This is a genomic window from Vibrio sp. YQ_11 (assembly GCF_043103065.1).
GTDB classification, from domain to species: Bacteria; Pseudomonadota; Gammaproteobacteria; order Enterobacterales; family Vibrionaceae; genus Vibrio; species Vibrio parahaemolyticus.
The window spans coordinates 160,947-179,835 of record NZ_JBICJM010000043.1; the positions used below are offsets into that span (position 1 = coordinate 160,947).

Sequence of the window (18,889 nt, forward strand, 5' to 3'; positions counted from 1 at the left end):
ACTAAAGAATTAATTTTTGAGTACCTTTCTAAAGACCTGTATGTGTTCTTCTGATAATGATTGATAACTCAGGATCATCCTTCCTTTTGATTTGGCAACATCCATTAAATTTTTTGCTGAAATCGCAAATCGCTTAACATCAGCTTTTCTTCGAATTTTTCGTATTAGCGGCGTTTTCATCTGCATGGACGTGCTATACATTGTATTACCATCGAAAGTATCAATTGTTCCTTGAGCTTCTATTAAAATAATATAGATTTCATTGAACAACGGCAGAGATAAAGGAATGTAACAATAGTGGACTTTTTCACTTTCAATTGAGTCGCAACCTTCTGGCAGAGAAATTCTTGCTACTGACTTTTCAGTATTATTTAGTTGATTCATTAAAATTGATAAACTGCTTTCGAGCCGTCCTAGGTCATACAAAGTTACTTTTGTTGCTACGTCGATTTGTAAAAGTTGAAATAACCTCTTCAGATTAGGTATAAATCCGAGTATTTTTTCCAACTTAAAACCTTTCAACCCATCAGAATTGTGCTTTTCTTTACAATCTACTTGAAATGAGTAAGTGTTAGAGTCGGTATGGAAATCATAGGTTTTAGGGCTAGGGTCAAAAATGACAAATGCGAATTTTAACACTCGCTCTATTTCATCAATAGATAATTTATCACCTTCCAATTTACCTATCAAAAAGTCACCAGCAACATTATTGACCGAGGCTGTATTATCTATCCAGAACTTAAAGTATCGATGACTGAATATAAGATATTTCTTGCTCTTATAAGCTTTGAGCACCCCAGACAATGAAATCTCTTGATTGTTGTCGTCGAAAACAACACATTCACATGTGTCGCCAGTTGGCTGCTTTGCTAGCCCCAACTCAACTGAGTAGTCATCACTTAATAACTCGATTTTTTCTGGTATTTTCGTTGGAACGAGCGGTATGTTGAAACGATTATCAAAAAAATTTTCAACGTTTAATTCAAGCGAATCGATAAGCCCTAGTTCTAGCTTTGCAAATTCCTTTTTTTCTAAGTTAGCAATGATCTTAACGTTACCATTCTCATAGCCAACAGTTTGCCTGATCTCCAACTTTCGCTTTGAATAACAAGATGGTTGAAGTGCAATTTGACTTAATAGCTTATCTTTTAAATTGTAGTCACCATTGCAATTTTCTATCTTTAACGCGTTTCTAGTTCTGGGATTAATTGTAAGCGACCTTTTGTGTAATGGGACACAGTCCTTTTCTGCTTGGCGTATGCTCTTTAAGCCTTCATAAATCAATTCTTCCCATAAATGGACAACATAGAAATTTTTTGTATTGGCATCGACAAAGAAAATAAAACACGGGTTTGGCGAGGTAATCATATGGTGTAGATTGGATAGTTTTATTGCTCTACCAGGATAGTTGTCATAACAAGATTTAAATGCTTTTACCTGAGCGTAAACGGTGTACATACTATCAGACGCATCTAATAACAACGCTGAACCTTTATTGTGAAACTCTAGTATCAGATCCCAGCCATACCTATCTAATGCTGGTGGCGAACATGTTATTGACTCTTGAGCTGCTGCGGCATCAACTAGTGTCTCGCCAATTCGCCCCAAATCTTCATCTTCATACATAATAGAACCTTGTTAAATTTTCAAACTAGAGACACGAACTACTTTTTCTTTTCGTACCAGAATTTCAACTCTCGCTCGCCCAGCATGGCTTTTAATCGATCGGCTGTATTTCGTTCAACCTCTGTACCTCCCTCTAACGCTTCTAGAAACAGATCCCGAAAAGCTTCAGTGTTTTGACGAATTTTTAACTTGTTACTAATTAATCCAGCGACCATTCGATACTGGAACTCGTTGAGTTTCATATCAGTTAATAAAGTCTGATACTCGGCTGTAACATCAATCCAATCAATTAACTGATCTGCTTCTTTATCAAAATGCGCTGGTGTGACTTTGCTAGGTTGCTTACCATTGATTATATTGATACCAGTCTTAGCGTAAGATTTAGCCACCAGCTCTGAACAAAAGGAAGAGTGGTCATTACCTTTGCCCATAAACAATTTATTGTAACGTTGTTGTGCATGATACGTGGCTGCGATCTGAAGGCTCTGAGTAACGTTCCCGAGTTCAGTGATAGACTTATGCCTTATGACTCTCCAATCACCATTGCACGCCTTGTCTTCGTCTGTGAGAATGGTTATATGGACCCCACTAACACTCGTTGCATGTATAAACACTCCATCACCAAGTGATAGCTCAACATGACTTGACTTTGCATTAGGGTAAATCGCTTTTTGCGCCGTAATCAAAGTCTTTGAAATTTTGCCTTTTCCGCTTATGAGAAGCACATCGCCTGGTAACATACTCTTGCCCTTTAGTTATTGTTAATTCCTCTTGCTCAGTCCACGTCACTAGCCAACTGTACATTGTTGGCGACTTAACTCACCATCAATCATAACGATTTCGTAAAGCTTGCATTGAGGGTATCCGTGTTCAACAAGGTCTATGATTTTGGCTTTGTCGTCAGGGTTAATTTTCAATCCAAATGTTACTGACTCTAATTCCTCTGGGTAAAACTTAAAATCCGAATACAACTTACCGTTTGGTGTATTAGGTTTATGTATGACACGCCATTCGTTTTCATACGTCCATGCACTTTTTTTAGTGTGGTATATTGCCAAGCGTGTCTCTTTGTTTTGAGCCGCACTAGGACCATACAAATAGAAATCAACAGCACTACCAATCACAGGTGTTTCATCGGTATACCTTACCTTTTCCGCTGCTGCAAAAGGTGTTGAATATTCATCAATATGTCTAAAACCCAACATACAGCCTTTGTTGCTATCACCATAATGTGCCCACATCAGGTCATTGAGAACGTTTTCTGTGAGGCAAAAGACACGAAGTGACCCATCATTATTTAACTCTGTACTTCTTCTAAACAGGCTTTCCAATGTAACCGTGCTGTTCGGTACAACTGAATTAAGCATTTGCCGTACATCGGCTGAAGGTACACCTTGTACCTTCAGCTTTTGTATAAGACTAAGAATGTATTGAGTCCATTCGGAGTAAGATGAGTAGTCCGTTATTAAGTCTGAATACCCTATTTCCAACAGTCTATTGACATAAATTGGTCTTGCTTCATCGAAATCGGGGGATAGTGTCGGCATTCGCTGCAATTCTGCAACATCATTAAATTGACATGGGCTTTGCCATCTTAAACGTCCAGTTTCAAGTACGATTTGTGTTGTACTCGAGGTCGTGTATTTGTACAAAATATCCGGTACTTGCACTACGTCTCCTAGTAAGAATCCATTGTATTCAGGACGTATTATGCCTTTACCAGCTATCAAGTGGAAAGTAGCGGTTCAAAATCCAATTTTTCTTGCAGTTTGCTTTTAAAATTACTGTTAGGGGCATCATCTACACTGTTCAAAAATTCAGTTGTTATTTTTTTGGCGGTTTCACAACACCAACTTGCAAATGTATGGTTTTGGATAATGTCAATCCAACTCCCATCAATAGCAGAAAAATCACAGAGTCCTTTTGAAGATAACTCGTCGAAGAATTTCGGATGCGAATTCAGTGTTTTTTCAGGAAACCCTACTCCACTGACTAAGGTATCTTTGTGCACCTCTGCTTTTCGATGTACAAGCTCATTTCGCACTTTAAGCATCAGTTTTAAGTCTTGGTATGGGGCTTTGTCACGCTCCCAGCCAGCACCGCTTAAAATCAGTTTACCGAGTTCGAACTTGCTTAGAATCGAGCCTTTGTTCTTTTGTTGCTCGCTCATCACGGTAAAGAAGGAATTCTCTCTTTCGGAAAATTGCCCACCAGCCGTAACTTCGTAACAGGCAACTGTCTCATTGATAAATGCTTCAAGTGCATTAGAGGCAAAAATCAAACAAACCAATGCTTGTTCTGGTTGAGCATGAGTACGATCACGGGCATCTATGGCAATTTGAAAAAAATTAACTGCGCGGAAATACCCCATTTTGCGTTTAATCATCATTCAACTCCTTTGTTAGTCGCAAGCGATCATTCGCTAGCGACTAACAAGAAGCTTAGATGTCATTTCTTAGATTTTAAAAGCGTGTAAAGACGGTTCACGTATATACAAACTGCAGGTTTCAGTCTTTCGTATGTAATGTCTAGCTCAGTAAACTCATCCCCTCTCTTTCCATAGCTTGGATAGTACTTTACTAACTCATCGCTCACGCAGCCTTGATGTTTAATGGCATTATTCAACAAACGAAGTTCATTAACGGCGTCAAATTCTGGTATCGATTGCACCTCATCTGGCAACGCCTCTTTAAGCTTTGCCCACCGATAAATGCCCTTGTCCGAATAGTGAAAAAACTTAACCAGATCGTTATGCTTTAGCTCAATCCGTTTATAGAGCGCGAGTATCGATAACTCATCCACCAAATCGGACACCCCAAAATAATACATTGCTTCATCCTCAATGATGGATTGATGTAGCTGCTGGTGGTCTTTGTTGATAAATGTCATCTGGGCATGGTCGGCTTGGTCACGTTCTAATTTAGCGAACTCCTTATCTTTTACTTCAGCAAACATTGATCTAAAGCTGTCGATATACTCGACATCGAGTTGGGACATGTGATTTTCTATTAGCTGTTCAAATGAAAGGCTCATTTGACCTCCATAATCCTTAGATTTTAGTGGAAGGGACGTTCTCGCCCCCTCAATAGAAAGTAAATTTGCTATTCGGTTCAGTCTACTTAATGCCAAACGTATCGCTTCAAAGTAAGCTGCGTGCAAGCCCTACTTTGATTTGATGAATTCAATTTCTTTTTCTGGTTCTAACCATTCACTCTTTGGAATGGCTATACCAAGAGCTACTTTCACTTTCTGTGCAGAGTAGCTGTTCAATATACCTTGATTTGCTACCTCCCCATCATGACCATTGGAAAGACCGATGAGCTGCTTAGTCGCTTCTAAAACGTCATCTTCAGTTGGTAGATTGAAGATACGACAAGTGACTCTATAAAACGGAACCAAATAGAAATATGAGTACAAGCTTGAAGAGTGGCTACGCATTTTAGTACAAGCATTGTTTGTGACGGTGTCTTCTTTGCCTTTTGGGTTCCCCAAAACATTCCCAAACTTTATTAGGTCGAACCCAATTTTAGATATGTGCTTCTTGTACGATTGGATGGGTTCAATTAACAGCTTCAAAATTATCTGCCCAAGAACAAACACTAAAACACCTGATAAGACTGTGCCAAAGATGGTCATTATTGCCTCCTATATGAGTGGTGGATTGATGGGTGAGTCTGAAAAGCCAAAGAAATGAATTAGACCCACGAGTACAGTTTACTCCAATCATGAGTCTAGCATTATGAACAGCCTGAGATGTTTGAGATAGAAAGAGAGGGGCGATTATTGTTTGCAGTCAACCTTATTTGCTGATTTTAGCAGACCATTCTCGAACACTGCAGAATATGCGACAACCTTGTTTAGATACGAAAGGTGAACAAGCCTGATGTGGATTTTTACATCATCTTCTTGCTCATATACACCAGTCACCGAGTAGTTGTCCTTGTCTACCACCTTAAACTTAACTGGTTTTCCACCTATTTCCGTTACCAATGAATCATCAACTAAAAACATGCTTCCGTGCTCAGTGGTACAAGTTAATGGTGTGTTACTTTGTTCTTCAGCGTGCAAAAAAGTAACAGGTAACAATGTTAGAGTCAGTAAGAGAGTTGCTTTCATAAGTGTGCCTTAAACTACTGAATTTAGAACGCCCTAGTGTAACTCGATTCTAACGCCACCCGAAACCCTACCGGGCATTTAAACAGATACAACTTAATGATATCTAATGTATTGGTTACATATAACTGCTCTCTTCTAATCCCGAGCATTCTTAAGTATTCCCAAGCTACACTATCTGAAGCAAGTATGTTGTTCGTTGAAATGGTCAACACAACTTGCCTTTGAGCATGATTGATTGACTTATTGAGCAACACCCCTTCCGACGCAGCCAAATAACGTTCTAGAACAACCAGAGAGCGTCTAACCAGTAGATCAAGCTCAGTTAGAACGAGTTCTTTTCGCTGATTGAAGACTTTCTCACAAAATTTAAATTCCTGTGTTTGCAAAACTTGCTCAATAGGAAGTTCCGTATCGATCAAGTCTGCCCCCGGCAGGTATCTTAGATAATGCTCAACGACAAATTGATCCCTATTTTCAATTAGTAACTTCAAAGTGCACTTTGATTTAATCGAATCCAAATCATATGTTCTATGGTGAAGCTCCAAAACGCTACAAAACACCTCACTTACTTCTTCTGTCGATAAACTAAAGATACCTTGGTTTGGCTTCGTAGAAAGTTGCATACCTGGTTCCTTATTGAACACTACGTGTCGTGTTTTTTCGTTCATTATGCGCAGCCCATTGCCATCCCTCGACCCACGCAGCCTTAGATTCATCATCAGTGTGCGGGTTCTGGTCGTAAGGGAGATTTTCGTAATATGCTCGGGCACCCTGCTCCATTATCAAGTTATATGTCTTTCCATCCATTACGAGCCTACTTGCACTCCTTATTTATAAACGGTCGATACAACCTCATTAGACGCTTTGAGTCTTGATAGCCGGTATATGCACTGATTGTGTCGGGAGATATACCGATGTTAATCATGTTGATTATTGCGTTATCGCGCAGTCTAGATATTGAGGTTGTTAATCCGGCATCATCTATTGCTTTGCGCCAATACCTACGATGAAAGTTATGTGAATCAATAAGGTGGTGATTTGGGGTACAAAAGACATAGTCTAAACCCTGAGATTTCGATTTCTGCTTGCTGAGAATTTCTGCCATATGGGGTAAAAATTTTACGCCTTTCGAACAGCCAACTGATGGATAGTACATCTCATTTTCAAAATCCAGTTGAAACCAACATAATGTATTCACTTCCCTGGTGCTCATTCCAGTTAATATCCTAAATTGAAAATACTCATGAAAGTGCGTTGTACGAAACCATGCAGAAAGTTCACTAACTTGATTGGAGCTAAGAGGGGCGATTCTGTCTCGGTCAGGACGTGGCTTATCGCCTGTAGAAATGTCTAATGGGAGTGATAGGCTGTTGATAGTATGTTGTATAACTCTAAACGTCTTGTCTCTATTGGCAGCTTTAATACCCTCAATTCTGCAAACCGCTTGCTTGAAATTATTCAAGTCAGACTGAGTGAGTTCTTGGATGGGCGTACCATAGAAATACGGCTCTATATATTGCCTTACTAATCTCATGAGCATCTTCGAAGTGATTTCTACATAAGATTGTCCCCTAATGAACGAGGTAACGCTCTCAACGACAGAGTTTTCAGGAGGTACACCCCGATTATAGAACTCGAGTTCAAATGCAGCACGACTGTGTCCAGAATTAGATCGCTGTAATGGTGCTTTGGTTAGAAACAATACCCTCTCATGAAGTAAATGAAAAAAAGTATTGATCTGATTATCCGCGATCTGGTTAGTATTAATCGAAACGCTGCAGCGCTCACCCTCTACATCGAATTCTAAATGCCTTATTGCACTATCAACCTTGTATTGCGCTTCAACAATCGACTTACCTTCCAATTTCACAAACTCACTGTTGTTTATACACCTAGTCATTCTCCAAACATTTACATCAGATGCAATGTGATAATATTGTTTAAGGTGAATTATATGAAGCTCATCGAGTGGATTGGTGCGGAACGCGCCAGAGTTGAATCACAACGCTATTTATGAGTGATTTTAGTTGCTGACGACAATGGACTTTCGATTGGGAACGACACGGTTGAGTTTCGGTCTGCAAATGACGGGGATAAAAAGCTCAGAAAATAAATTACAATGCCAAGAACTACTTTTCTTATCATGCTGATTCCCTGAACTCTCATATTTTTTGATATGGATTTAATACCCCAATGACAGAATGATGATTCATTTACTCTATTGACAGAGATGACAGCAACAGAACCATTAATATCGCTAGAATATGCATTTACACTAAGAATATCAACGTACAGATTTTAACCAAATTTGATGCCCATCTCTTTTCTTTATGAAACATATTACATTACTATCCAATGTATAGATTAATTGCATCTATGCCTCTTGTATTAGGCTGAATTAATGCAATGAAAAAAACCACCGAATCTACGATGGTTTCGAGTTGGATTATTTAATGGGAGCTTACTACTAATCGTTAGCGTCCATCGGTTGTATATTGCTTCGTAATTCAACGTTGTCTATCGAAATGGTGTCGAAGATTTCGAAATCAAACTCATCATCAGTGTCTTGATTATCTGAAACGACACTTAAAATTGAGTTATTTGGGTTGCTATCATCATCGATGATCGTCAAGAGCAGTTCATTTTCAACAATCGTTCTAAAACTACTCGCCAAATTGCTTTTTGTCGGAAACGATATTGCCGAGTCTTCAATAACGATATCTTCGATTTCTTCGTCTGGGATTATTGCTTTCATCTTGTCCAAGCTTTGCCCATAAGGAAGTACCCCCTGCACCAAAGCCCTTGCAATAACAAAGTGATAGTGATGTCTGTGATTCAAAATTGGCATAGCTTGATACAAACATCGGTTCTCTTTTAAGCAAATAGCAATGACTTCATCTGCAATTTGGCAGTTAGAGAAATCATGATCCAATGTTACTTTTGAATACCAAGATAAATGCTGAAAATCCGGACTAACGCGCACCCCCTGCCTTTCCAAGCAGTGAGTGGCAGATGCCCCCCAACGATTACTATTTTTGTATATCCCTTCAAGATCTTCGGAGCTAAAGCCGCTCCAATCAAAGTTTTGGTCAACCTGGTGGTAAAGTGCAACAAATAAAAGGTAATTTTTACTCTCTCCGAGCAACCACTTCATGAACTGATAAATTTGATTGTCATCGGCAAGTTCAACTATCTTCTCTGCAGCGACTGCTAATGACCAATGCTGCGCAATAAATGGTATATCTTTAAACCAATGAGAAATCTCTTCTTCATTAAAAATTTCTTTTAATGTTGTAAAAGCAGCTTTCGGCATGGAGAAGTATGCGACGTTACCCATGCATAATGTCTCAACCTTTTTGTCTAGAGGGGCATCTTTTGCTGCTTCTAACCAACTAGCTTCATCTTTCGCATTGATAGCTTCATGAAGGTTTTTGCGGTCTTTGTCTAAAAATTGAATATCGGTAAACATGGATTCTCTTTAACTCCCTATTTGCTCTGACCTAGCTGGATTTCGGTAAACTCCTTAATCAAACAATCACTAGAGCTATTGAGATAATTTTTGTCATGCTTTACCACTTGATACTTTGCATTTGACAGGCACTTCTCTATTGTTGAATCAACCAATTGCTTCTCAAATTTCACAAGTTCTAAGTTCGTCAACTCATACACCTTGCTTGAACCAATATCAGCTACCGACTCAGCTTGAATTCTTTCTTTTAACTCACTTAGTAGGGCTATTGAGTTTGAAGTATCATTGGATACTTTTCCGGTATCCCCCATTTCTTCTTGTGCCTTTGCGTTCAATTGTTCGAGCTGAAGATCAACACTGGACCCTGCAAGAATTTTCGCGGCGTTCTTAGCCATTTGATTAATTTCTTCAGGGGTGATATCACCTTGCTTTTCAGGCTCATTTCCAACTGCATTCTCTACTGTTGTCTTTGTTGTTTCCGTTTTTTGGGGATCACTTTGCCCTTCTCCTGCCACAGCGCCAAAGGCAACAACTAGACTTAATAACAAAGCACCCTGCGTTAGACTTTTCATGTATAGCAACTCCAATGGTTAAAAATTCAAACTCTTACATTTTACTATAGCAGTATAATTAGTACTCTTTAAAATTTCCATTGCTTATGAACTGGATAGCAAATTATGTAGAAGTGGCAGCATTTTTCGACTATGTATGTTTGATTGTGCAAATCGTATGAAGATGCTGCATAGATTTTAGGGTGAGAAATTTAGGAATTGTTCTTGGAATTGAAAGTCCAAATTGACTAGATTATGTTCTTATCTCTCGCTCTTAAAGGCTTGTCCTTTAGTAACGTCATTAACAAAAAAAAAAGGAGGACCAAGCCCTCCCTAAATTACGTTAATCAAAGATTTCCTCTAACGCTTTGGAACAATCCCCAAGATCCTTCACATAGGCAAACTTTCGCTCAACACCATTCAAAATTATTACAGCTTTATCACTGTAGATGCGACCAGCAACATGTGCGGCTTTTGACCCCGAACCTTGCTCCTTGTCAGATATTCTCTTCAAGTAATCGTTCGTAGCATTAGCAATAAACAAATAAGTACCTATCAAACCCATATTATTGATGATGATACCTTCAACATCTCCCGTAAGGATATCTGAGAACTTATTTACACACTTCTCACCTCCTTGACCTGTATATCCATTAAGGATTATTCCAAGCTTAGCAAGTTCGATGGCTTTTTTCTTATTCACAGGATAGAGTTTGTCATCAAGAATAATTTTACTTACCGATTCGAAGGCATCTTTCGTGTTTTTTTCCTCGATCAATATGACATCCACACCTATCTGATTCTTGATGTTTTGATATGCAAAATAGGAAATCGTTCCAAATAAAATTAATGCCAAAACACGCAAAACTACGCAGCCGTAGTTTTTAATAAAAGCTTTAATATAAATCATAATATATTTATCCTACTGAAACTCACGCTTTGTTACGCGATTATTTTATTTTAGGATATCACAAAACATCAAACTTGGAATAAATAATTATAAATTTATTAATCATTTAAAATATTATATTTATAATATTAAAAGTTATCTTACGTAAATAAAAATCACGGCAAGTAAATTTGCCGTGATTTCTAAGTGGTAACTTGTTTAATATGGTTGGTTTATTGACACCCCAACACATTGCTCCCAAGTGTACGAATACAGACTCCGCGAAGAAGTACATCTCCCTAGATTTGAATTGTATTTGTACGTAACTTTAAATACCGCGTCATGGTATTTAGGACGACCATAGCCACCATTCTGATAGCAACTGCCTTCTAATGCGACATAGTCATTTGGCGGGGTAAACTCGTCGGCAGGACATTGAGCACCAACGTACTCTGTCTCTGAGCTACTAGTCGAGCGATTTGTTACTTTGTTTACTGTGTATGTACGTTTTTTATCGTATTGCGCGTTCACAGAGCTTACGAGTGAAGTTACTGAGTTACGCTGGTTCAATGCATTTGTTTTAGTCGTATCAGTTAATGAAGCCAAGTTTCTTGAATTAGAGTTTATTGAGTTTGCTCTACTAACGTTTTGGCTATGCAACGACTCAAGCTGTGAAACCGTACTGCTTGAAATACCACTAGTAACACCTGCTACCTTATTAAGCATTTCATTTTTAAGCGAATCTAAATTACTTCGGCGGGATTGCTGAGCAGATGCTAGAGAAGTTTTCGTTTCATACAACGATGATAGCGCTGACCCACGTTCATACAATTTACCATTTGAATCGGCAATGAGCTTACCCCCAACTCTTAAACTTGCATTTGAGAGTGTGAAATTGTTGAAGGTCTGTGTCTGGGTGAACGTGTTGGCAGTATCTAGTTGAGCAAATGATGCCAGTGATTTACCATCCAATCGACTTGTATTAACTGCTTTACTTCCGCGAGTTAGATACTTCGAATTAATCAACTGTCCATTCTCATACAGTGCAGTACCATCTCGAGTAACAAGCTTGTTGTTAACGTAGATACCGCCGTTAACTGTAACATTGCCACCAGCATTCAGATCTTTAGATTTAAACTGACCGTTAATAGTAAATGAATCAGAGTTTAATGCACCACCAATTGTCGTAGTACCACCAATCCGCAGTGTGGAGCCGAAGGTGGTATCTCCCGCTACGTCAAGCCTGTTTGTAGCTTCTAATTGATTCAGTGTTGAAGCCGAAAGTAACGTTAGGTTATCAGTTGTAAGGTTTTTGTTGAACACTGCCGTTAAGTTAGGCGACTGATTGATATTACCATTTACTGTAAAATCATTTGCGCTCACTGCACCTTTCAACAGAACCGAGTCAGCAATCGTGATCGCACTACCATTTCGACTTGCTACATTATTTGCTTGTAGGTCCGGTACGTGGGCTTCTTCAACAATCAGTTCCGGTGTTTCCAGATTAGCAGTCACTAAACCTACGCGGTAGTTTAATTCAGTACCGAATAACTTGTCAGATACATTTAGTTTGTTGATCGATGCGTTATTAGCTTCAATATCAGCATTCAAAGAATTGAAAGTAGCTGTTTCACCTTCACCCTGCGTCGACTTTAGTTTTCCTGCAATAGAGAAGTTGGTTGCCGTACCGGTATCAACATTAACATGTCCTGCTTCTAGGTAGTTAAGTGTTGCTTCATCAGTGGTTACACTGTCTACGGATGCTGACCCCACATCAAGTAAATCTGCTTGGACTTTATCCGTGGCATCAAGATCAATACCAAATAGCTCTTTCACGTCGGTAATTTGAAATGAGGATACTCCAACTTCCCCCATTTCTAAGTCAACCATCATCTTGTTTAGATCGCCCCCAGATGGATCAGCTGTACGAGAAAGCATATTACTTACTAAACTAGCTGATTGAGGTGGTCTAACAGGGATAACGACGCTAGACGAAGCTTTGTTGTATGTACCGCCAGTTTGTGCAGCGATTCGACGCAACTGAAGTTCTGCCATCATTACATTAGATGGTGCAGACAAGGTTAAAATAAAGTTTCCAGAGTTAGAAACCCCATTTAAATTACCTAGAGGTGTATTGAACGTCCCGACATAAAATGGGTCAGTACCTGTAGTCAGCTCTGTAAGGTTCGTAACCCAACCATAATTAAGAGAATAGAATGCCCAAAGCGCATCCTTAACTTGATTGATCTTAGTTAGGGTAAACTTAACTTCTTCTTCGTGATGAGTAGCATTTGCAACCTGTAAGTCTAGAACTTCCTGTTGCGATGCCAACAGAGGCATTGGGGCTGCAAGTGTTGTGAGTAGAGAAAGCGCAAGAGCGCTTTTCCTCAGATTGGTTACGTCCATTTAGTAAAGCCTATATAAACGCACGAAACCTGTTCAGATGAACGCAACCGTGGCATTTCTTCTATTTAAATTTTACACACGAGCAATATGTTTGTTAACGTGAGGTTCAGTCAGTTGAGAACTAAATCGTAGTTTCTTCGCTGAATGCCATAACAAACATGCCATTCTTGATGCTCAGTGACTTTATAGAATACTTTTATTTTATATAGTTGATAAAAAAAACTCAAATTATCTTTTAAGTTAGTGGTACGCTTTACTGTTCAATCGCATCTAGAAAGAACTACAACGTGGCAAGTCTTTTGGATGGACTATCAGACCAAAACACCGAACCACCACGCATAAACAACCACAAATAAAACATTTAAATTCACCACAAAAAGTAAAACCCCGCATTATTTTTTACTTTTCAACCTTTTGACGCATAAATAGTCACCACAAGCGTATCTCAGTTAATGCTCATGCTTTTAAAGTTTTGGTTGCAGCAACGTTTCGATGATTTAGCAGCTAGATTTGAGTCAAAATCAATTTTCTCGACATCTACAGATTCATTCTCAGAAGCTTCAAATCCGTCGTACTTGGACCAAACCAGTGCCGCTATGGGAATTAAAGGAGTAGAGTATATTCCATAGGTTAACGTTTTTAATACTAAACCTTGGGTACTCTGATCTATCAGATAGCAAATTAATAAGACGCTCATCAAGGACCAAAACCAAACGTGACTAACGAATACCAATTTAAGTGGGAATGTCATAGCTCTACCTCGGAGGATAGTATCTCTTCCCAAAATGCTTTAAGCGGTGTTAACTGAGCACACGATGCGATAGCCGGACAACTGGGATTAGAGCAACTAGCGACAAAGTAGCCATATTCAGAAGTTGAGATGTCGACTGTAAATGAAGAACAGCATCGTTTCAGCTTCGGAAGTTCCGTATTCTCAAACCCAGCCAACAGCCCAACTTTATCACTGATTTCGTCCCAATAAAGTCGCGCCCCTTGTAACCTTCCTACAGATTTAACTATCAGGTCACTATTGGTTATGACAAATCTCACATTTCCATTTTCAAAATGGGTTCTCTTTAACTTACCCGCTCTTAACCTCAGTTTGTTTTCTAGATCATGGTGATGAAGAAGCTGCCAGCTATTGCCGTCGCATAAATCCCCATAAAGTTTCATTTTAGTTTGCATCATCGTTCCCTCAAACCAATCAGCTTAAAGCTGACGTCAATTCCATCTATTCAGTAATTATTAGCGTGGACGTGCTAAGGATTGAAGGCTTGCTGCTTTCTTAATCCTGTTAGCAGAACGCTGTTCTTTGCTTTTATGAACAACTTTTCCATCCATTGGGACTAAAAATAGTTCTTCGATCCAACCGGCATCCTTTGCAAATTGAAATGACTCAGAGTGTTCCCTTTGCCATACGTCCTTTGTTTTAAATCTCTTTACCATGTGAGCACATCGAGTAAAGCTAAATACTTGCCTTTCATCGTATATTGGCATCAATTCATCTAAGAGCTTTCTGTCCCTAGCCAGGGAATATGATAGAGGGTCTTGTTTTGCCCATTGAGGGCGAGAATCAAATTGCTTTGATATTCTTGCAAGCTCAGCGTAGTTATAATCTATCGGCAAACCAAGTGGTTTAATCGCATCTACCCAACCGTGGTAATTGGCACAAAAATAACTATCAGGATGTCGCTTTTCCCAATGTAAACGGCTTGAGTATTTTTTTGCGATCTGGTCGCATTCTTTAAATGAAAATTGATGAATAGACTTCGGTAAAATTAAATTCAACCATTTTTCTTTTCGAGCCTGTTTATAAGAACCTAAGTGCTTTCGCTTCCATTCATTCTGAGAGTCGAATTGTCGACCGATTCTAAAACAACTCTGGTAATCAAGTTTCTGTGCTTGAAGAGGCTTAAACTCATCCAGCCAATGGTACTGCTCTGCAAACTTGAAGCTAATCCGATCATTATCAAACCATTCATTGCGGTTAATGTATTCACAAGATATTTGATAACTTTCTTGATATGTATAGCGAGGCTTAAAATTGGGAAATTCATGAGGAAAGAAAAAGCCAAGCCAATCATTTTCAACTGCCAGTGTATAAGATTTAAGATCATTACACTGCCATTGAGCAGAGCTTTTATGGCGTTCTGCTGAAAGTTCACATTCTCTGTAGTTACTGGTTAAGATATCCATTTCATTAACACAACCAATCACAATTGCAATTCATATAGATTACAGATGATTTTACAGAACACTCACAATTAGTACAAATTAAAAAATTCGACTACAGTACACTCATCTAGACTCATAAGAGGATTTAACGAATGATTTATAAGGTAAGTAAAGATGAATTGATCGAATTTTGTATTAGGGCAAAAGACCTGTTCTGTCAAAATCAGACTGAAAATTCGGACGCCTACATGATCTGTTACAGCTCAAACTCTCTACACATCTTTTGGCTCACTCTATCTACATCTAACTACGATTCCATCCACTCTAGAAATCTAATGCAAGGTATGGATAGTAATTCAGTAGCTGACGACTTTACATCGATTGTGATAGACAGTATTCGCCCACTATTAGACCTCTACGATGCACACCACCAGCAACCAGAAATGCTAGAAAACGTTGTGCTATCAATCGCAGCTAATGAATGCTCAATTCACATAAATCAAGAAAAGTATTTGTTCGAACCTGTTTTTAGCTAGATTGCGCTTTGTTTTGTTCTTATCGACACATTTCTGAAAGTTTAAATGTCGTTTGAAATGTAAGCTATCAACTAACTGGGTCAACTATTTAATTGGGGTAAATTACGTGCAGAAATATGAGCTAGACTATCGCAAGTTCCACATCTTTCTGTCAGAGCTAAAGATGCTTATTACTAGCGCAAATGAAACAATTGTCCATGTTATTATCTCTAAGGACACTCTGATATTCCTTGGGGTAAACGACATACACAACATCGCTGTATGTAATGCTCATAAAAGTAACGTTGAATATGTTTCTTACTTTGACTTTGTGAACAACTTTTTTTCAATAGAGCTTGGGGGGTTGAAGAATCTCATTTCATGGGAACCGATTAAACGCCCCGATTTTCCAGAAAAGGCGATGCTGGTGGTTTATGATAACTTCGTTGCAATCCGACGTGATAATGATGAGCTACATTTGCCATTTATCATGAGTCACTATGGGGCGCTAACCAGTTTATCAAATGTTCTTGCTCGGATGAGATACTTGAATACACCGAAACGAGCAAAGTAATGGAAAAAAGTCAGACAAGAAAGTGCTATCCAGACCTAAAGTTCCGCTGGTGCCTGGTACACTTTCTTATTAGAGTCGCTAAGACTTTAGAGTTCTAATAGTCACTAACGAGTCTAACTTTGGGGCGGTTACACGAAAGGTTAGCATGAGCAAGTATCTTTCTTCATCTTCAGCCCCTATAAAATGGCTTGCTAATGGTACAACATGACCATAGATTCCCGACGAAATTTGAATGGTAGTATTCCAATTCACGTTGCTTGGTAATTCTTCACTTATCCAATTTATGAGCATTCTCTCATGCCAAGTTTTGGGCATCGTTTGGTTATATTCGTTCGAGTTGAGATACATCACAGCGGCGTCCAAATCGTCTTGAGTTATATAAAGACTTTGACTTTGTTGTTTTGAGCTTGTTCGTAACGTACCAACCAACTTTGACCGAAGTCCTTCCATAATCAGTTCCCTATTTTATATTGAAAAACTTTATAAATGTAACCTCGCCCCATTTTGGCAGGTACTTCAAGCAAGATAGATTCACTACCATCTGTTAAAACATCCGTTCAAGATGCTGAGCCTAAATGATTGAGAAGGCTCGATTACAAACTCGATATGGTGAGTCTTAGATCGAATAGACACTACCTGCCATAATGCGCTATTTCAGCCGACTAGTTTGAGAGTGTCATCATTCAACTTACAATTAAAGTAAAAGCCACACTCATCTAATATCATTATTGGTGCGCCAGCAATCTTGTTACGGAAGAATTTGCCTTGGGGTAAGGTGTCCCCTCGTTTTAATCGATGCTGCCAACTTTTGAAAGCAAAGTTCTTCCGACGCCTATGCTGTCTTTTTTCAGCGCTATCTTTAACTTCTTCAAGGTTCGCTGGTATTGTTTGCTGTATAACCATTGTCACGAGCCATCTCCTTCCTGAGTTTTTACTTATCTTGTTCGTTTAATAAGATCGTAAACCTTACGAATTGTATTTATTGACTTACCGGTTAATTCATTTGCATTTCGAAGCGACAACCCTGCACCGAAAGCAGAAACTATGTCCTGGTGATCGTTGAGCAGTTCTTGATTAGATTTTGATTTACGCCCTAAGTGCCGATTGTTTAGTAGCTTTTGTCTCGCTTGCCCTGCCTTAACTTTGGCTTTGTGATCCCGATATAGCACCTTAACTTCGTGCTCATTCACTATGCGCCGCCCCAAAGAGTCCAACATACAACGTTCAATTAGACTGTTTGCTGTTATAGCGTAAAAGTATTCTTGGTGCGTGCCAAATTTAAAGCGATGGTCGCTCAACATTTGAAGCATAACTCGCTCAAGCGCCCCATAGTGTTCGTAGTAACCTAATACTTTTATTTCAATTACAGTTCCATACTTTGACAGTTCAGTATTTATCTCAGCAACCCTTTCTGTAACCTTTCTTCTTGTCATCCCGATTTTTAGTAGTGGATAGGATACGTCGGAAAACTCCAACTTGACTGAAATGACGTACAGATGCTGTTTAAGGTATGAAGATAATCTTTGCTTGTAGAAAGTCGCTGTATTCGAGCCAGTATCTAGATCGATGTATGTAAGCATCTTTAATCGTATCCTGAACAGTGCTTCTTGTAACTGAGCGTGGCTTAATAGCCCTCTACACCGCATATACCCTTGATTTAACCTAACAAGTGCGTCAGCTTCGTCTGAAAGTTTAAAAGGCTTCACGTTTTCTGCCGGGAGTAGCAATCCGGAGTCGAGAAATGAATCGTAAACTAACTTTTGCCTCGAGGTGAGCCAGTGTCGACTAAACGTTCTCCACCGATTCAATTTAAGAAGCAATGACATCTGATAGTTTGGTAAACCTGACTGATAGTCAAAAAATGGAACACCAGTTTGTGAAAGTGTTTGTTTTGAATCGTTACAGGTGGGACCAAGGTGGGCAAAGTGATGCTCAAGTACATTGCCCTTTTTGGCGACTAATAGAGCTTGGCAAAAGGGGCAAACAAGTTCAGTTTTCCCAGCATCTACTTCTGATATATAAACGGATTCGCCGTATTGATCGACACCATAATTTAAAAACAAAGGCTCTCCTTGGTGTATCAGTAAAGTATTGTCATCATAACTTAGAAAAGAACCTCACGAATTTCAAAATACTTTTTTGACACACTATAAAAAACCTTCAATCAAAAGGCTAGCCAGTTGATTGAAGGTTTGTACATTGTTAATTGTTACTCGTCACATTCACAATCACCGATTTTTTGATCGCAGTTTTCACAGTAGCCGCATTCACATGCTGACATTGGATGGGCGCAACCATCACAGATTTTATCCATCGGGTCCATAGCTTAAATATTCCTTAGTTTGAAACTCGCAGCTTAACGCTGCTAACGAATTTAACTCATATAATGAGCCACTAATCATACTAACATCATTGAATTGCTTTGACTTGAGATTAGTCACAAAAACTAAGGATATTCAATCTCTTAGGGGCAACACAGAAACAGAAAAATTTATATTCATTAATATTTATATTCGATGTCAGCTTCTTTATGCACCTTATAGGTTTCATGACAAGAGTCACATGTAA

The 18,889-nt window shown here is 38.9% G+C and carries 18 protein-coding genes; 2 read left to right on the forward strand and 16 right to left on the reverse strand.

The genetic code is table 11. The annotated features are described in order from the left end of the window. Positions 1-9 precede the first annotated feature (9 nt). The 14 genes from ACF8EG_RS16795 to ACF8EG_RS16860 all read right to left on the reverse strand — a co-directional run bounded on the left by ACF8EG_RS16795 (position 10) and on the right by ACF8EG_RS16860 (position 15,253). Entirely contained in the window at positions 10-1,626 is a 1,617-nt protein-coding gene (locus tag ACF8EG_RS16795) for a DUF4365 domain-containing protein (protein ID WP_283658492.1), read from the reverse strand. A 38-nt stretch (positions 1,627-1,664) separates the two neighbouring features. Beyond that, a complete protein-coding gene (locus tag ACF8EG_RS16800) occupies positions 1,665-2,366 on the reverse strand; it encodes a YiiX/YebB-like N1pC/P60 family cysteine hydrolase (protein ID WP_392419604.1) in 702 nt (233 codons plus the stop codon). A 48-nt stretch (positions 2,367-2,414) separates the two neighbouring features. Beyond that, positions 2,415-3,296 (reverse strand): DUF2971 domain-containing protein, encoded by an 882-nt coding sequence (locus ACF8EG_RS16805; RefSeq protein WP_392419606.1) that lies wholly within the window; start codon positions 3,294-3,296, stop codon positions 2,415-2,417. 56 nt (positions 3,297-3,352) lie between these two features. Next, positions 3,353-4,015, reverse strand: coding sequence for a hypothetical protein (locus ACF8EG_RS16810; RefSeq protein ID WP_258486407.1), 663 nt, complete (start codon positions 4,013-4,015; stop codon positions 3,353-3,355). A gap of 59 nt (positions 4,016-4,074) precedes the next feature. Beyond that, positions 4,075-4,659, reverse strand: coding sequence for a hypothetical protein (locus ACF8EG_RS16815; protein WP_258486406.1), 585 nt, complete (start codon positions 4,657-4,659; stop codon positions 4,075-4,077). A gap of 129 nt (positions 4,660-4,788) precedes the next feature. Then, complete coding sequence (locus ACF8EG_RS16820) at positions 4,789-5,262, reverse strand: hypothetical protein (RefSeq protein ID WP_258486405.1); 474 nt, start codon at positions 5,260-5,262, stop codon at positions 4,789-4,791. Positions 5,263-5,406: 144 nt separating this feature from the next. Then, positions 5,407-5,742: a hypothetical protein gene (locus ACF8EG_RS16825; RefSeq protein WP_258486404.1), complete on the reverse strand. Its 336-nt coding sequence runs from the start codon at positions 5,740-5,742 to the stop codon at positions 5,407-5,409. A 23-nt stretch (positions 5,743-5,765) separates the two neighbouring features. After that, on the reverse strand, positions 5,766-6,365 hold the full coding sequence (locus ACF8EG_RS16830; RefSeq protein WP_138937784.1) for a hypothetical protein: 600 nt from the start codon (positions 6,363-6,365) through the stop codon (positions 5,766-5,768). 191 nt (positions 6,366-6,556) lie between these two features. Beyond that, positions 6,557-7,612 carry a hypothetical protein gene (locus ACF8EG_RS16835; RefSeq protein ID WP_171055899.1) on the reverse strand — a complete coding sequence of 352 codons (1,056 nt, stop codon included), beginning with the start codon at positions 7,610-7,612 and terminating at the stop codon, positions 6,557-6,559. Positions 7,613-8,209: 597 nt separating this feature from the next. Continuing rightward, entirely contained in the window at positions 8,210-9,211 is a 1,002-nt protein-coding gene (locus ACF8EG_RS16840; RefSeq protein WP_258486401.1) for a hypothetical protein, read from the reverse strand. A gap of 17 nt (positions 9,212-9,228) precedes the next feature. Beyond that, the gene (locus tag ACF8EG_RS16845; protein ID WP_138937781.1) at positions 9,229-9,783 is read right to left on the reverse strand and encodes a hypothetical protein; all 555 of its coding nucleotides are present in this window, start codon (positions 9,781-9,783) and stop codon (positions 9,229-9,231) included. A gap of 322 nt (positions 9,784-10,105) precedes the next feature. Further along, positions 10,106-10,672 (reverse strand): hypothetical protein, encoded by a 567-nt coding sequence (locus ACF8EG_RS16850; RefSeq protein ID WP_258486399.1) that lies wholly within the window; start codon positions 10,670-10,672, stop codon positions 10,106-10,108. Between the two features lie 198 nt (positions 10,673-10,870). Further along, on the reverse strand, positions 10,871-13,057 hold the full coding sequence (locus ACF8EG_RS16855; protein WP_392419610.1) for a hypothetical protein: 2,187 nt from the start codon (positions 13,055-13,057) through the stop codon (positions 10,871-10,873). A gap of 1,245 nt (positions 13,058-14,302) precedes the next feature. Further along, positions 14,303-15,253, reverse strand: a complete 951-nt coding sequence (locus ACF8EG_RS16860) for a hypothetical protein (protein ID WP_392419611.1) — start codon at positions 15,251-15,253, stop codon at positions 14,303-14,305. 131 nt (positions 15,254-15,384) lie between these two features. Between ACF8EG_RS16860 and ACF8EG_RS16865 the strand changes: the two genes are divergently transcribed. After that, positions 15,385-15,768, forward strand: coding sequence for a hypothetical protein (locus tag ACF8EG_RS16865; protein WP_138937778.1), 384 nt, complete (start codon positions 15,385-15,387; stop codon positions 15,766-15,768). Positions 15,769-15,931: 163 nt separating this feature from the next. Further along, complete coding sequence (locus ACF8EG_RS16870) at positions 15,932-16,321, forward strand: hypothetical protein (protein WP_392419612.1); 390 nt, start codon at positions 15,932-15,934, stop codon at positions 16,319-16,321. A 654-nt stretch (positions 16,322-16,975) separates the two neighbouring features. On the opposite strand, the gene ACF8EG_RS16875 is transcribed toward ACF8EG_RS16870, so the two are convergent. Together ACF8EG_RS16875 and ACF8EG_RS16880 are read right to left on the reverse strand one after the other, a co-directional pair. Next, complete coding sequence (locus ACF8EG_RS16875) at positions 16,976-17,230, reverse strand: hypothetical protein (RefSeq protein ID WP_392419613.1); 255 nt, start codon at positions 17,228-17,230, stop codon at positions 16,976-16,978. Positions 17,231-17,256: 26 nt separating this feature from the next. Further along, on the reverse strand, positions 17,257-18,384 hold the full coding sequence (locus ACF8EG_RS16880) for a GIY-YIG nuclease family protein (RefSeq protein WP_258486382.1): 1,128 nt from the start codon (positions 18,382-18,384) through the stop codon (positions 17,257-17,259). Positions 18,385-18,889 lie beyond the last annotated feature (505 nt).

Excerpts from the sequence above, each read along its gene's own strand:
- ACF8EG_RS16795 (WP_283658492.1), bottom strand. The coding sequence starts at position 1,626 with ATGTATGAAGATGAAGATTTGGGGCGAATTGGCGAGACACTAGTTGAT.
- ACF8EG_RS16800 (WP_392419604.1), bottom strand. The coding sequence starts at position 2,366 with ATGTTACCAGGCGATGTGCTTCTCATAAGCGGAAAAGGCAAAATTTCA.
- ACF8EG_RS16810 (WP_258486407.1), bottom strand. The coding sequence starts at position 4,015 with ATGATGATTAAACGCAAAATGGGGTATTTCCGCGCAGTTAATTTTTTT.
- ACF8EG_RS16815 (WP_258486406.1), bottom strand. The coding sequence starts at position 4,659 with ATGAGCCTTTCATTTGAACAGCTAATAGAAAATCACATGTCCCAACTC.
- ACF8EG_RS16820 (WP_258486405.1), bottom strand. The coding sequence starts at position 5,262 with ATGACCATCTTTGGCACAGTCTTATCAGGTGTTTTAGTGTTTGTTCTT.
- ACF8EG_RS16825 (WP_258486404.1), bottom strand. The coding sequence starts at position 5,742 with ATGAAAGCAACTCTCTTACTGACTCTAACATTGTTACCTGTTACTTTT.
- ACF8EG_RS16830 (WP_138937784.1), bottom strand. The coding sequence starts at position 6,365 with ATGCAACTTTCTACGAAGCCAAACCAAGGTATCTTTAGTTTATCGACA.
- ACF8EG_RS16840 (WP_258486401.1), bottom strand. The coding sequence starts at position 9,211 with ATGTTTACCGATATTCAATTTTTAGACAAAGACCGCAAAAACCTTCAT.
- ACF8EG_RS16845 (WP_138937781.1), bottom strand. The coding sequence starts at position 9,783 with ATGAAAAGTCTAACGCAGGGTGCTTTGTTATTAAGTCTAGTTGTTGCC.
- ACF8EG_RS16850 (WP_258486399.1), bottom strand. The coding sequence starts at position 10,672 with ATGATTTATATTAAAGCTTTTATTAAAAACTACGGCTGCGTAGTTTTG.
- ACF8EG_RS16855 (WP_392419610.1), bottom strand. The coding sequence starts at position 13,057 with ATGGACGTAACCAATCTGAGGAAAAGCGCTCTTGCGCTTTCTCTACTC.
- ACF8EG_RS16860 (WP_392419611.1), bottom strand. The coding sequence starts at position 15,253 with ATGGATATCTTAACCAGTAACTACAGAGAATGTGAACTTTCAGCAGAA.
- ACF8EG_RS16865 (WP_138937778.1), top strand. The coding sequence starts at position 15,385 with ATGATTTATAAGGTAAGTAAAGATGAATTGATCGAATTTTGTATTAGG.
- ACF8EG_RS16870 (WP_392419612.1), top strand. The coding sequence starts at position 15,932 with ATGCTTATTACTAGCGCAAATGAAACAATTGTCCATGTTATTATCTCT.